Annotated in this window: 13 protein-coding genes and 1 pseudogene; 9 read left to right on the forward strand and 5 right to left on the reverse strand. The window is 72.9% G+C overall.

Annotation, left to right across the window (positions count from 1 at the left end):
- The first annotated feature begins 109 nt into the window (after positions 1-109).
- Complete coding sequence (locus tag AMK24_RS23790; protein WP_073770884.1) at positions 110-613, forward strand: GNAT family N-acetyltransferase; 504 nt, start codon at positions 110-112, stop codon at positions 611-613.
- 201 nt (positions 614-814) lie between these two features.
- On the opposite strand, the gene AMK24_RS23795 is transcribed toward AMK24_RS23790, so the two are convergent.
- Positions 815-1,645 carry a PepSY domain-containing protein gene (locus AMK24_RS23795; protein WP_073770885.1) on the reverse strand — a complete coding sequence of 277 codons (831 nt, stop codon included), beginning with the start codon at positions 1,643-1,645 and terminating at the stop codon, positions 815-817.
- Between the two features lie 169 nt (positions 1,646-1,814).
- Between AMK24_RS23795 and AMK24_RS23800 the strand changes: the two genes are divergently transcribed.
- From AMK24_RS23800 to AMK24_RS23830, 7 genes are all read left to right on the forward strand, one after another.
- On the forward strand, positions 1,815-2,072 hold the full coding sequence (locus AMK24_RS23800; RefSeq protein ID WP_073770886.1) for a DUF6296 family protein: 258 nt from the start codon (positions 1,815-1,817) through the stop codon (positions 2,070-2,072).
- Between the two features lie 241 nt (positions 2,073-2,313).
- Entirely contained in the window at positions 2,314-3,075 is a 762-nt protein-coding gene (locus tag AMK24_RS23805; RefSeq protein ID WP_073770887.1) for a DeoR/GlpR family DNA-binding transcription regulator, read from the forward strand.
- Positions 3,072-4,019 (forward strand): 1-phosphofructokinase, encoded by a 948-nt coding sequence (gene pfkB, locus AMK24_RS23810; RefSeq protein WP_073770888.1) that lies wholly within the window; start codon positions 3,072-3,074, stop codon positions 4,017-4,019. Before AMK24_RS23805 ends, pfkB begins: the two co-directional genes overlap by 4 nt.
- Before the next feature lie 139 nt (positions 4,020-4,158).
- A complete protein-coding gene (locus AMK24_RS23815; RefSeq protein WP_073770889.1) occupies positions 4,159-6,183 on the forward strand; it encodes a PTS fructose transporter subunit IIABC in 2,025 nt (674 codons plus the stop codon).
- A gap of 63 nt (positions 6,184-6,246) precedes the next feature.
- Positions 6,247-6,681 (forward strand): protein-tyrosine phosphatase family protein, encoded by a 435-nt coding sequence (locus AMK24_RS23820; protein ID WP_073770890.1) that lies wholly within the window; start codon positions 6,247-6,249, stop codon positions 6,679-6,681.
- 424 nt (positions 6,682-7,105) lie between these two features.
- Positions 7,106-9,157, forward strand: a complete 2,052-nt coding sequence (locus AMK24_RS23825) for an NACHT domain-containing protein (RefSeq protein WP_079190613.1) — start codon at positions 7,106-7,108, stop codon at positions 9,155-9,157.
- A gap of 98 nt (positions 9,158-9,255) precedes the next feature.
- Entirely contained in the window at positions 9,256-9,492 is a 237-nt protein-coding gene (locus AMK24_RS23830) for a hypothetical protein (RefSeq protein WP_158072171.1), read from the forward strand.
- 102 nt (positions 9,493-9,594) lie between these two features.
- On the opposite strand, the gene AMK24_RS23835 is transcribed toward AMK24_RS23830, so the two are convergent.
- From AMK24_RS23835 to AMK24_RS23850, 4 genes are all read right to left on the reverse strand, one after another.
- A complete protein-coding gene (locus AMK24_RS23835) occupies positions 9,595-9,912 on the reverse strand; it encodes a hypothetical protein (protein ID WP_073770893.1) in 318 nt (105 codons plus the stop codon).
- A gap of 85 nt (positions 9,913-9,997) precedes the next feature.
- Positions 9,998-10,690 (reverse strand): response regulator, encoded by a 693-nt coding sequence (locus tag AMK24_RS23840; protein ID WP_073770894.1) that lies wholly within the window; start codon positions 10,688-10,690, stop codon positions 9,998-10,000.
- Between the two features lie 5 nt (positions 10,691-10,695).
- Positions 10,696-11,886 (reverse strand): sensor histidine kinase, encoded by a 1,191-nt coding sequence (locus AMK24_RS23845; protein ID WP_384578803.1) that lies wholly within the window; start codon positions 11,884-11,886, stop codon positions 10,696-10,698.
- Positions 11,887-11,950: 64 nt separating this feature from the next.
- Positions 11,951-12,829, reverse strand: a complete 879-nt coding sequence (locus AMK24_RS23850; protein ID WP_079190614.1) for a CPBP family intramembrane glutamic endopeptidase — start codon at positions 12,827-12,829, stop codon at positions 11,951-11,953.
- Between AMK24_RS23850 and AMK24_RS23855 the strand changes: the two are divergent.
- Positions 12,828-14,018, forward strand: a pseudogene (locus AMK24_RS23855) (alpha/beta fold hydrolase); the annotation flags it as partial. The gene AMK24_RS23850 and the pseudogene AMK24_RS23855 sit on opposite strands and share 2 nt — an antisense overlap.
- Positions 14,019-14,051: the final 33 nt, after the last annotated feature.

Consider the following 14,051-nt stretch of genomic DNA (forward strand, 5'->3'; position numbering starts at 1 on the left):
GGCGCCGCTCCGGGCGCCCGGAGCGGCCCTCGGGCCTGTCGTCACACTGCCGCCTGCCGGACGCCGCCGAGCAGGCGGGGACCTTCGAAACACGCCCTAGGATCCCGGTATGACGTCCATCAACCGCCTGCGTGCCGATCACGCCGAGGCTCTGCTCGTTTTCGAACGGGAGAACCGCGCCTACTTCGCCGCGTCCATTCCCGACCGGGGTGACGGCTACTTCGCCGAGTTCGCCGAACGCCACCGCGCCCTGCTCGCCGAACAGGACGCCGGACTGCACCACCTCCACGTCGTCGAGGACGGGGACGGCGGCGTCCTCGGCCGCGTCAACCTCGTCGAGGTGCGGGACGGTTCGGCCGAGTTGGGCTACCGGATGGCGGAGAAGGCGGCGGGGCGGGGGCTGGCCACCTGGGCGGTCCGGCAGATCTGCGTCCTGGCGGTCCGGGAGTACGGGCTCACGTCCCTGCGCGCCGAGACGACACTGGACAACGCGGGCTCGCGCGCGGTGCTGGAGCGTACGGGGTTCGAGCCGCTGGAGGACGTCATGTTCGGCGACCGCCCCGGCCGACGGTACGTCCTGGACCTGAGCGGTGACCGCCCCCGGGCGCTCTGAGCGCTCGGCTCCCCGAGTGCCCCCAGGGCTGCGTCCGCCGGCTGTCCGCCGGCCGTGGTCCGCGCGGTGCCCGCCACGGGCGGCCCGGGCCCCGGGGAGACCGGCCGTCCGCCGCCCCGCGAGCACGCACAGTGCCGGGAGCGCGGGGAAGGGGCACGCCGGGCTTCCGGCGTGCCCCTTCTCGTCCGGGCAGGGCGGTGGTCAGTCCTTGTCGGTCTCCTCGCGGACGATGGTGTCGTTCTTGGCGTCCACGTCGAAGGTCGTCTTCTTCCAGTCGGAGCCGACCACGTCGACCTGCCAGACGACGCCCTTGCCGTCGTTGTCGTCGAGGGCGACGGAGGTGACCGTCCCCTTCTTCTTCTCGGTGGCGACCTTGGCCGCCTGCTGCGGGGTCTGGGTGGCCTGCGCCAGCCGGCCGGCCGTCTGCTTCTTGTCGTCGGCGTCCTGGTCCGTGTCGACGCGGGCTTCGATCACCTTGCCGTCGACCGCGTTGATCCGGACGGTGTGGATCGTGCCGTCCTTCTCCGCGACGTCCGCGACCCAGACCGGGCCCTCGGTCCCGGGGCTCGCGCTGGGCGAACCGCTCCCGTTCGGGCTCGGGGAGCCGCTGGGGTCGGCCGAGCCCGTGGGACTCGCCGAGCCCGTGGGGCTGCCGGAGCCGGACGGGCTGGGGCTCTGGCCGTTGTCGTCGTCGTCCACGCCTTCCAGGTCCAGCTCGACCAGCTTGCCGCCGGCGACCTCGCCGACGGCTGTCCCGGCGGCGTCCTCGAAGCTGACCTTCGTTTCGTCGAGTACCTTCTTGCGCTCCTGCTGGTCCTCGGTCAGCTCGGCGGTGGCCGAGGGCGACGTCGTCTGCTTCTGCGGGACGACCTTCGCGGCCTCGGAGGTGCTCGCGCTCGTGGAGCTGTCCGAGCTCTGGCCGCATCCGGTCATCAGGACGGCCGCGGCGGCGGCCAGGGAGAGGGCGCCGACCGCCTTGAGGGTGCGGGAACGGGAGGAGGCACTGTTCGTTCGTCGAGGCTCAAGTCTCATGCACGCATGACTACCGCCCAAGCCTCCGGTCATATTGCCCTACCGGGCGGAGTCACCCGATCGACCGGGCCGGTCCGCCCGATGGGCGTCGCTCCCCGGGCGGCGAGCCCCGAGGTGCGGAACAATGGCGGCAGGGCCGTATCGTCTTGCGTCCGGCCGGGAGGCCGTCATGGGAAACACGGTGCACACCGAGCGCTACGAGCTCATCTTCCAGATGTCCGGCGCCGCGGACGACGTGGTCCGCGTCCGGTTGACCGACCGACTGGGGGCGGGCGGTTTCCCGGTGTACGAGGACGAGACGGGGATCGTCCGCGCCGAGATCAGCGACCGGGGCGAGGTCCGCATGCTCGCCAGCGGCGGTCACCAGGCGCCGGGGGCGCCGCTCCTCGCCCGTCCCCTGAGCGAGGACGCCCCCGAAACGCCCTGACCGGACCGGGCCCACCGCCGTACGCGCCAGGGCCTCGCTCACCCCGGGGGGGGCACCCGTGCACCGGTGCGCCCCTCGCAGCCGTGCGCACCCACCCAGCCGCGCCCCCCACTTCCCACCCCTGCATCACCCTTCGCTCCGTTCATGCCCATTCCTGCCCGATTATGTTTACATCCCTGCGCCGCAGACGTAACGTGAGCGCGAAACCACACAGTCGGGCATCGAACGGAAGCAAACCCACATGTACGCACCGGAGCGTCAGCAGGAGATCCTCCGCCTCGCCCAGGAGAGCGGCCGGGTCGACGTACCGTCGCTCGCCGAGGAGTTCCAGGTGACGGCCGAAACCGTCCGGCGCGACCTCAAAGCCCTGGACCGGGCGGGGCTGCTGCGCCGTGTCCACGGCGGGGCGATCCCGGCCGGCCGGCTCGGCTTCGAACCCGACCTCGCCGAGCGCGACGCCGTCGCCGCCGACGAGAAGGACCGCATCGCCCGGGCCGCCCTCGCCGAGCTGCCCGTCGAGGGCAATGTGATCGTCGACGCCGGGACCACCACCGTACGGCTCGCCGCCGCGCTCCCCGTCGAGACGGCGCTGACCGTGGTGACGCACGCACTGCCGGTGGCCGCCCGGCTCGCCGACCACCCCGGCGTGGCGCTGCATCTGGTGGGCGGCCGGGTCCGCCCCCGTACCCGCGCGGCGGTCGACGCGTGGGCGCTGGGCGCGTACGCCGAGGTCAACGCCGACGTGGTCTTCCTCGCCACCAACGGCTTCTCCCCCGGCAGCGGCCTGACCACCCCCGACCTGGCCGAGGCCGCGGTGAAGCGGGCCCTGATCAAGGCCGCCCGCCGGGTCGTGCTGCTCGCCGACTCCGGGAAGTTCGAGCAGGAGCACTTCGCCCGCTTCGGGGACCTCGCCGATGTGGACCTGCTCATCACCGACACGGGCCTCAGCCCCGACGACGCCCGCTCCATCGAGAGCCGGGGCACGGAAGTGGTGCGCGCATGATCCTCACCGTCACCCCCAACCCCAGCCTGGACCGCACCTACGAACTGCCCGGCCTGAGCCGCGGCGCCGTGCTGCGCGCCACGGCGGACCGCGTCGATCCGGGCGGCAAGGGCGTCAACGTCTCCCGTGCGGTCGCCGCCGCCGGGCGCCGTACCGTCGCGGTCGCCCCGACGGGCGGTCCGGAGGGCGCGCTGCTCATCCGGCTGCTCGGTGAACTCGGCATCGAGGCCACCGGGGTGCCGATCGCGGGGAACACCCGGGTCAACGTCACGCTCGTCGAACCCGACGGCACGCTCACCAAGGTGAACGCGGCGGGCCCCGAGCTGAGTCCGGCCGAGGCGGAGGGCGTCCTCGACGCGGTACGGGTCCACGCTCCGGCCGCGGACTGGATCGCCTGCTGCGGGAGCCTGCCGCGCGGGCTGCCGCCGCGGTGGTACGCGGAACTGGTCGAGCGGAGCCACCGGGCCGGTACGCGGATCGCGCTGGACACCTCCGGCGCGGCGCTCACCGCCGCGCTGGCGCAGGGGCCGGACGTGATCAAGCCCAACGCCCAGGAGTTGGCCGAGGCGGTGGGCCGGCCGCTCGCGACCGTGGGCGACGCGCTCAAGGCCGCCGAAGAGCTGCGCGAGCGCGGTGCCCGGTCCGTACTGGCGAGTCTGGGCGCGGACGGACAACTGCTGGTGGAGGCGGGGGGCGCCTGTTTCGCCACCGCGCCGGTGGCCGCCGTCCGCAGCAACGTCGGAGCCGGGGACGCCTCCCTGGCCGGTTTCCTCGCCGCGGGCGGGCGGGGTCCGGAGGCGTTGGCCTCCGCCGTCGCCCATGGGGCCGCGGCGGTACAGCTCGCCGGAAGCCTCATGCCCGCCCCGGCCGATCTCGACCTCTCCTCGGTCGTGACGACCTCCGACGTCCCGCTGGACCGGCCGTTGACGGAACGCGCCCCATGACCCCCCTGCCTTCCGCCTCCACCGCACCGTCCCCCTCTCCCGCAACGCCGCGACGTCCGTACGGGCCCCGCCCGTTCGCGGTCGCCGCCCCCGTCCCTCCGAACCGCCGCACGGCGGTCCCCGAGCAAGGAGTACCGCGATGAGTGAGCTGATCACCGCGGACCTGGTCGACCTCGATCTGTCCGCAGCAACGAAGGACGACGCCGCGAGGTCGCTCGCCGAGCGGATGGCGGCCGCGCACCGCGTCACCGACCTCGACGGCTTCCTGGCCGACGTGGCCGCCCGCGAGGCGCAGATGCCGACCGGTCTGGACGGGGGCATCGGCATCCCGCACTGCCGCAGTGAGCACGTGAACGCCCCGACGCTGGCCTTCGGACGCAGCGGGGCGGGCATCGACTTCGGCGCGGCCGACGGTCCGGCGGACCTGATCTTCCTGATCGCGGCCCCGGCCGGGGCCGACGAGGACCACCTCACCATCCTGTCGGGACTGGCCCGCAGGCTGATGGACCCGGAGTTCACCGCCGCCCTGCGCGCCGGAACGGACCCGGCGGCGGTGGCCGCGCTGATCCGCGGCGACGAGCCGGCCCCGGCGCCCTCGGCCGAAGAGGAACCGGGGCGCGAGCGGGACCAAGCGGAGCCTGCCGAGGACCCGGAAGCCGCCGGGACGGCCGAGGGCGCGCCCTTCCGGATCGTCGCCGTCACTTCCTGTCCCACCGGCATCGCGCACACCTACATGGCGGCCGAGTCCCTGGTCGCGGCAGGCCGCGCCGAGGGGGTCGAGGTGAGGGTGGAGACCCAGGGGTCGGCCGGGTTCGAGAAGTTGGACCCCTCCGTGATCGCGGGCGCGGACGCGGTGATCTGGGCTCATGACGTGGAGGTCCGGGAGAAGGCCCGCTTCCGCGGCAAACCGCTGGTGGACGTCGGGGTGAAGGCGGGCGTCAACCGGCCCGCCGAACTGATCGCCGAAGCACGCCGCAAGGCGGAGCGCGGAGAGGTCGCCGCCGGCCCCGAGGCCGTCGGCGGGGAGGGCTTCGGGGGCGCGGACGGCTCCGGCGCGGACCACGCGCACTTCGGCGTCCGGCTCCGTACGTATCTGATGTCCGGCGTGAGCTACATGGTGCCGTTCGTCGCGGCGGGCGGCCTGCTGATCGCCCTGTCGTTCGCCATCGGCGGCTACGGGACAGCGAACGCCGCGTCGGTGGCCGACCACTTCGTGTGGGGCGAGGCGGACAGCTGGGCCGCGCTGCTGAACCAGATCGGCTCCGCGGCCTTCGGCTTCCTGGTGCCGGTGCTGGCCGGGTACATCGCGTACGGGATGGCGGACCGGCCGGCCCTGGTGCCCGGTTTCGTCGGCGGGGCCATCGCGCTCACGGTGAACGCCGGTTTCCTCGGGGGCCTGGTCGCCGGTCTGCTGGCCGGGGCGGTGGTGATGGCGATCCAGCGGCTCCCGGTCCACGCGACGCTGCGCGGCATCATGCCGGTGCTGGTGATCCCGCTGATCGCGTCGGCGGTCGTGGGCTTTCTGATGTTCATCGTGGTCGGCAAGCCGATCGCGTCGCTGCAGAACGCCCTCACGGACTGGCTGAACGGGCTCTCGGGCTCCAACGCGGTGATCCTCGGCGTCGTGCTCGGGCTGATGATGTGCTTCGACATGGGCGGCCCGCTGAACAAGGTGGCGTACGCCTTCGCGGTCGGCGGTCTCGCCGACCCGACGCCGGGCGGTTTGAAGGTGATGGCCGCGGTCATGGCGGCCGGGATGGTGCCGCCGCTGGCCATGGCACTCGCCACCACCGTGCGCGCCGGGCTGTTCACGAAGACCGAGCGGGAGAACGGCCGGGCGGCCTGGGTGCTGGGCGCTTCGTTCATCACCGAGGGCGCGATCCCGTTCGCCGCCGCCGATCCGCTGCGGGTCATCCCGTCGGTGATGGCGGGCGGCGCGGTCACCGGGGCGCTGTCGATGGCGTTCGGCGCCACCCTGCGCGCCCCGCACGGCGGGGTGTTCGTCGTCCCGCTGATCGGTGAGCCGTTCCTCTACCTGCTCGCCGTCGCCGCCGGGACGCTGGTGGCGGCCGCTCTCGTCGTCCTGCTCAAGGGCGCGCGCCGGACGGCGTCGGGCACGGAAGCCGCCGCTGCCGACGACGCCCCGGTCGCCGTCGCCGCCTGAGGTCTCCCCCTTCCCCGGGCAACGGCATAACAGCCGCTGCCCGGGGCCGTTAGGTTGAGCCCCGTGACCGAACTCTGGAACGCCTCCGGCCCCGGTGTCCTGGCCCTCCCCTCCGGACGGCTGGTACGGGGCAGGGGCCTGCGCCATCCGCTGCCCCCGGGCCCCGGGCCGGACTTCGCGGTCCATCTGCTGGGCCGCACCCCGCCCCCGGTCCCCTGGGAGTCCCGGTGGCTGCGGTGGCCGGACTTCCGGCTCCCGGCGGACCGGGCGACGGCCCGGGACGCCTTCCAGGAGGTGTGGAGCCGGGCCGCCGGGGAACGGGTCGAGGTGGCCTGCGGCGGCGGGATGGGCCGCACCGGAACGGCGCTGGCCTGCCTGGCCGTCCTGGACGGGGTGCCGGCCGACGAGGCGGTGGCGTTCGTCCGCTCCGGCTACCACCCGCGGGCGGTGGAGACTCCCTGGCAGCGCCGCTATGTACGGAACTTCGCGCCCCGCTGAGACCGTGCCCCGTGCGGTGGGCCCGAGGAGTCGTTCACAGCGGCCGGGGTCGCGGCGAGGCCGGGCAGGCGCGGGGCGCGGGGTTCGCAGCGGTGCTGGAGGCGGCGGTAGCCGGTCAGCCGTGGCCGGGGGCGTCCGACGCCCCGCCGCCGGCGCTCCCCGTTCGCCGGATTCGGCTCCCGTGCGGGCGATGCGGACGCCGCTGTTTCGGCGGCGGGACCAGCGGCTCCGCGATCTTTCACGATCCGTGCGGAACGATCCGGCTCCACGTACCCCCTCCCGGACCGAATCCGGCGGCCGCCTCGCCCCTGGGCCACGGTCTGAGCCCCTGTAAGGTCCCGTCATGTATGTATTTCCGGAACCCGGTTGCTGGACGACGAGCCCCGGGCGCGGTGCGGTGCTCACCGTTGGGAGCGGGTGAACCGTGGCACAGGAGGGGATCGGGGGCCGCAGACACCGGCGTCGGTGGTTGTGGCTGGGCGGCTGCGCCGGGGCGCTCCTGGTGGCGAGTCTCGCCTACGCGGTCCGGCAGGTGTCAGGGGCCCCGAAGCCGGACCCCGCGGACACGGCCGCGCTGCTCGGGCTACCGGTGGCGATCGCGGCGCTGCTGGCCGGAGTTCTGGCTCTGCGCCGGGCGCCGGAGGGCGATCTGGCGAACCTCTCACGCGGCTGGGCGGCCACTCTGGCGGCACAGGTCGAGAGTTCCGAGAAGAAGCAGTGGCGGCAGCTGCTCGGTGATGACACGCAGCGCATCAATCTCGCCTTCACCCTCCAGGCGGCCCCGACCCGCACCGCGACGGCGCCCGCGGAGGCGGGGCGCCTGTTCGAGGGCACGCCGACCGTCCCGGACGTGGCGGCCTACTACCGGCGGACCCGCCCGCGCCGCCTGGTCGTCACCGGCGCCCCGGGCGCGGGAAAGACCGTCCTGGCCCTGGAGTTGATGCTGGCCCTGCTCGAAGGGCGCGGCGAGGACGAACCAGTGCCGGTGCGGGTGCCGTTGGCCGAGTGGGACACCCGCGTCCCCCTGGCCGAACTGCTCGCCGGCCGGCTCGTCGACGTGTACGACTGGGATCCGGCGAGAGCCGACGCACTCGTCCGCCACCGCCGGGTGCTTCCCGTGCTCGACGGCCTCGACGAGATGGACGCCACCCGGCCGGACGGCACGCCTCCCCCCGATGGCCCCCGTGCGCTGGCCGCGCTGGACGCCCTCAACGCCTACCAGGAAGGCCGTGACGCCGGCCCTCTCGTCCTGACCTGCCGTACCGCCCACTACGACGCCCTGGCACCGCACACCCGGCTGATGGACGCCGCGCGCGTCGGCATCGACGCCGTCCCCACCCTGGACGCACGCACCTATCTGCGGGCCCGGACCGGCACGCCCGCACGCTGGGAACCCGTCCTGACAGCCCTGCACGACGATCCGGCCGGCCCGCTGGCGACCACGCTGTCGACCCCGTGGCGGCTGTGCCTCGCGGCCACCGTGTACGCCCGCGACGGCGACCCCGCCGAACTTCTGCACCACGCCACACCCGAAGACCTCGACGCCCATCTGCTGGCCCGCTTCATCCCCGCGGCCGCCGCCCTGTACCCCCACCGCCGCTACGACGCCGCCCGCGTCCACCACTGGCTCGCCCGTCTCGCGGCCCATCTCGACGTCCCGTCGGGCTCGTCCGGGCCGCCCGGCGCCCGCCCCGGCACCGACCTGGTGCTCCATGAACTCTGGCCGCTGGCCGGACGGTTCCGCGTGCGGGCGGTCGACGCCCTGCTCAGCGCAAGCGCGGCCCTCCTGCCGTGGATCGCCCTCCTGCCCCTGCTCCGTTTTCTGCCCACCAGCCTCGTCCCGCCCCTCGCCGCTGCCGATGCCGGAGTATCTTTCGCCGTACGTCACCAAGTGGCTCTCGCGCGCGGGGAGTTTTTCACGTACCTGCTGGTCGCTGTTCTCACGGTTGTGGGGACAGCGTTGGTTTTCGGTGTCTTCGCAGGTCTGGCAGCAGCACGTGCTCGGCAGCCCGTGCCGAAACACCTTGAATGGGGGCTGCTGAAGACCCGCGGTGGCCTGCGCCGATTCCGGTCCGGGCTGGGGCGGAGGCTGCTGATGGGGCTCCAGTGGGGAATCGGCGGCGCGCTCGCCCTGGCTTATCTGTATCCGGTGTACATGGTTTCTCTGGCTCGGGCAGACATCGACTCCCTGTTTTTCCTTCTCGAGGTACCCAGGGATGCGGTGGTGCGGGGGGAGCCGGGCGATCTCTCCACAGAAACGTTCCAGAACCCGTTGGCTCTGGCGCAGTTCGGCCTCGTGCTCGGCTGTCTGGGCGGAATCGTGAGCGGCGTCCTGGGCGGGCTGGTGGACGGAGCCTCCGGTGAGCCCACCGGGACGGCCTTGCCTCACACCGTCATGCGGAGGGGATGCCTCATGCCGTCATGGCCGGGATCGCGAGCGGCTTCACAGCCGCTCTGCTCGGGATCTTCCTGTTGAGCAGCGTTGAGCCCCTGCTCACCCCCTCTATGCGGATCGTAGGAATAGAAGCGTTCCTGCCGTCCTCCATCGATCCGGCCCCCTTCTGCGGTGCGGCCATGGGATTGGTCGTCGGATCAGCTGTCACGCTGGTCAAGGCCGCTCCCCTTCGCCGCTATGCGGTCTTCCTGATCTGCACCCGAGGAGCCCTGCCATGGCGGCTGGGCGCGTTCCTCAACTGGTGCTGTTCCGCGGGGCTGATGCGAATGTCAGGTACCGCCTACCAGTTCCGCCACCGGGAACTCCAGCAGTGGCTCACCGATCACCCGCCCCGCCCTGCCTCCGGCAGGAGCTGAACTGGACAAGAGAAACCCCCGGGCCTCCCTCGGCCTCTTCGCACCCTCTGCCACCGCAGGCTCACTTCCTGATCCGCTGGCGTCGGGACGAACCGATTCGCGTTACGCGTCCTCGACAGGCAGCCCGGCGATGAACTCCGAGAGGGCGGAACCTCCGGGCGGCGTCCGCCCTCGCAGGAACCGCCGGCAGTGGTCGGCGACGAGACGACGCAGGTCTGCCTCGGCCGGTTCCTCACCACTGAGCTCCAGGGTGACCCGATGCGGCTCGCCCGTCATGCGCAACGGCCTGGCGAGGGCGTCGAACCCACAGGCGTACTCGTCGGGCATCTCCCACCACGCCTCGGCGGATGCGCGGTCCTTGAGGACGTACATGTAGTAGTCGTCATCGAAGAGGATCACGGGGCCTATCGGTGTAGTCACTCATGGAGTATCGCGCAGCCCCCGGGTCGGGTACGTACCACGGGCGGCTGTCCGGCGGAGCCGGTGGTGGACGGCGCCGTGCCGGTCATGGTGTGCCGGAGACCAGGCCGGCCCGGTAGGCGAGGACGACGGCCTGGACGCGGTCGCGCAGGCCGAGTTTCGCCAGGATGCGCGACACGTAGGTTTTGACGGTTTCGGGCGTGATGAACATGGCGGCGGCGATCTCCGCGTTGGACAGCCCCTCGGCGATCAGCTGGAGCACTTCCAGTTCGCGGGGGGTCAGCGCGTGCACGATGTCCTGCCTGGCCGGCCGGGAGGTGTCGGCCGGCCTCACGTGCTGGGCGAAAGCGCCGATGAGGTGGCGGGTGACGGCGGGCGCGAGCAGGGCCTCCCCCCGTGCGACGGTACGGATGCCGTTGACCAGCTCCGCCGGAGGCGCGTCCTTGAGGAGAAAGCCGCTCGCTCCGGCGCGCAGCGCGTCGTAGACGTAGGCGTCGACGTTGAACGTGGTCACCACCAGCACCTTCGGCGCGTTCTCGCTGTCGGGGCCGGCGAGCTGCCGTGTCGCCTGGATGCCGTCGAGCAACGGCATCCGGATGTCCATCACCACCACGTCGGGCCGCAGCCGGCGCGCGGCCGCGACCGCTTCGTGGCCGTTCGCGGCCTCCGCGACGACCTCCATGTCGGGCTGGGCGGAGAAGATGGTGACATAGCCGGTCCGCACCAGCGCCTGGTCGTCGCAGACGAGTACACGGATCGCAGGCGGCGTGTCGCTCAAGGGGTTCACTCCTGAAAGGGCTTGGACGGGATCGTGGCACGGACCTCGAACCCGCCTTCGGGCCGCGGTCCGGACGTCAGTTCACCATCGAGCATCCGCACACGTGCGCGCAGCCCGGCCAGTCCCCGTCCGCCGTCGGCGCCCGGCTTCCGCTCAACCGGAGCGACAGTCGGCCCGTCGGTGGTCACCACGATCTCGATGTGGTCGTCGCCGAACCCGAGGAGGACCCGGGTCGGCTTCCCATGGGCGTACTTCGTGGCATTGGTGAGCGCCTCCTGCGCGACCCGGTAGGCGGCCAGTTCCACGTCCACGCCCTGTGGCCGCCGCTCGCCCCGCTCGCCGAACTCGACCGGCTGGCCCGACCTGCGGGCCTGCTCGACCAGGTCCCCCACCTGGCCCAGGGCGGGGGCCCGGCCCGCGCCGGCCGGCTCCGTGGGCGCCGCCTCGCCGGTCGCCTCCAGGACACCGAGCAGGTACCTCAGTTCCCGCAGCGCCCTGCGGCCGGTGTCGCTCACCGCGGTCAGCCCTTCGCCGGCGCGTTCCGGCGCGGACGTGAGCAGGTACTGGGCCGCGTCGGCCTGGACCACCATGGCCGTCACGTGGTGGGTGACCACGTCGTGCAGCTCCCGGGCGATGCGCGCCCGCTCGGCGGTCGTGGCCACCTCGGCGGCCAGTTGCCGGCGCTTCGTCTCTTCCGTCCGCCGCGTACGCACCATGCTCCCCACGAGCCACGCCGCTGCCAGAGCCGAGGAGAAGGCGAGGTAGTCCGGAACGCCGTTCGGTGAGCCGGAACGGTGCAGGACGACGGCCAGCACCGCGTACCCCGCACCCGCCGCGACGACCAGTCCGGTTCGGTGCCGGTCCTGGTGGGCGCCGACGGAGTACAGGGCCAGGTACAACCCGACGCTCGCGAACGTCGTGGCGAAGCCCAGAGCCTGGTGCACGGCGAACGCGGCCGCGATGACGGCCAGGCAAGCCGCGGGCCACCTGCGGCGGACGGTCAGGGGTGCGGTCTGGGCGAGAGCCAGCCCGCCGCTCAGCACACTCGGCGCCCGCTCGGGCAGGTCGCCGATCTGCGCCCCGACCGGGGAGAGGGGCGGTACGAAGGCCAGCAGGGTCAGTGTCAGGGCGAGGACGCCGTCCTTGACGAGAGCGTCCCGCTCCCGCCACCGGCCGAGCGACGCCCGGAGCAGCAAGACGCTCCCGCTCCTCCGGAGTTCCTGAAGGGACATCACCGCGGTTTCCTCCAGTCGGCCTGTCTCAGCGACCCGCGCGCCGACGAGGCCTGACGTCACCGTCGCGGTGGGCGCGAACGAGCATCGTGGCGGCGAGGGCCACTCCGATGAGGACGGGCAAGATCGACGCCTCCAGGCCGAAGTCGCCGCCGGTCAGAAGTGCGGAGCCGTGGACGTCGACGGTGAACAGGCCCTCGGGGGCGTGCCCGGAGACGGGGATGCCGAGCAGCTGCTCCGTCGTGTTCCAGGCGAAGTGCAGCCCGATGACGAACCAGATGCTACGCCGCCACAGGAACGCGGCTCCGAGCAGGGCGCCCGCCTCCAGAGCGATCGCCAGTCCGCTCCACACGTTCGCGCCCTCGGCGCCCAGGTGGGCGACGCCGAAGAACAGCGAGGTGATCACGAGGGCGGCCCGGCTGCCCCACAGCTGTTCGAGGGCCTGCAGGGCGAGACCGCGGAACAACAGCTCCTCAGTGACCGCGGCGCCGATCTGGAGCGCGATCGTCGTCCACAGGACCGACATGAGGCCGTCGCCCGCCCAGACGAACGCATAGCCTCCGAACGCCGTGATCAGCAGGGCGGAGGCAAGGATGAAGCCCAGCCCGATCGCACCGCCGAGCAGCACCTCCCGGCCTGCCCCGGAGCGGGCGATCTCCGGCGTCGCGCGTCGGGCCACGCGGCGCATGACATAGCAGTACACGGCCACCGCGGCGGCCGCGCCCACCACCGGTACGGGCCCGGGCCCGGTGGCCGTCAGCCCCGAGACCACTCCGACGCCGGCCATTCCCGTCAGCATCCAGCCCAGCGGGGAGCGCAGGATCCGGCCGAAACGGCCGCCGTCCCCCTCTTCGCTCTCGTCCAAGCCGGGCCCTGCGCGGTGTCGTACGGCGGACTTCGTGCCCATGGTGGCCTCCCCTGCGGTGGGTCACCCCTGCGGTGACCTGGCAACCACGCTAGGAGGCCGCAGGCGCTCGCGAATCACCCGCGCATGGACAGCCGGGGTAGCTCTCACGGGGGATGCCGCGGAGTGCGCGGGGAGCGCGCCCCCGTCCTTCCCGCGTGGCCGAGCGCGAGAGCGGAACCCCGGCGTGCCCGGGCTCTTCCCCTGTTCCGCCGCGGACGGCTCGATCGCGAAGAACGCGGCGCACGCCGAGGCCGTGGCCGAGCGGTGCGCCGCGAAGACGGGCGAGAACCTGCGGTACTACAACACCGCCCATACCGCCCGCGACATGGACCGCATCCGCCAGGCGCTCGGCGAGAAGAAGATCTCCTCCTGGGGTCGGTCCTACGGCATCTGCCTCGGCGCGGTGTACCGCTCCCTCTTCCAGGACCGCACCGACCGGATGGCCCTGGAGAGCAATGTCGCCCCCGCCAAGGTGTGGGCCGGCCAGGTCGCGGACACCTGGGGCAGGGGCATGGCCTACCGGTTCCCCGACACCGCCCGCGCCGCCGCGGCACAGGCGGACGCCCTTGAACCGGGCACGGACGTGGCGGAGGTGACCCGCACCTATCTCGCCCTCGCGGACCGGCTCGACCGCGGCCCGGCGCGGCTTCCCGGCGTATCGCCGCCGCTGGACGGGGCGATGCTGCGCAACATGACCTACGCCCTGCTTCTGGAGAACGACGCCCTTCCCGTGCTCGTCAACTTCTGGAAGGCCGCAGAGAACCTGTCCCACGGCAGTGCCACGGCCGCCGACACCCAGGTCCTCCAGCAGGTGTTCGCCGCTCCGGCCCCGTCCGCGGAGATTCCGGCGGACAACCAGGCCACCATGTTCATGGCCCTTACCTGCGGCGACGCCGCGTGGCCGGAGGGCCCCGACGGCTACGCCGCCCGCACCTCCGCCGACCGCGAGAGGTGGCCGCTCACCGCGGGCACGCCCGCGAACATCTGGGCGTGCGCCTTTTGGGACAGGCCGGCCGAGCCGGCGGTCGAGGTCGTGAAGGGCGGATCGCGCGACACCCTGATCCTGCAGAACCGCCGGGACCACGCCACTCCTTGGGAAAGCGGCGTCGGGCTGCACAAGGCGCTCGGCAGGGGTTCCGCCTACGTCGGCGTCGACAACGGCGGGCACTACCTCTACGGCAGGGGTTCCGCCTGCGCCGACCGGGCGGCCGTCGGCTTCCTG

Origin of the sequence: Streptomyces sp. CB02366 (assembly GCF_001905905.1) — a bacterium.
Taxonomy (GTDB): Bacteria; Actinomycetota; Actinomycetes; order Streptomycetales; family Streptomycetaceae; genus Streptomyces.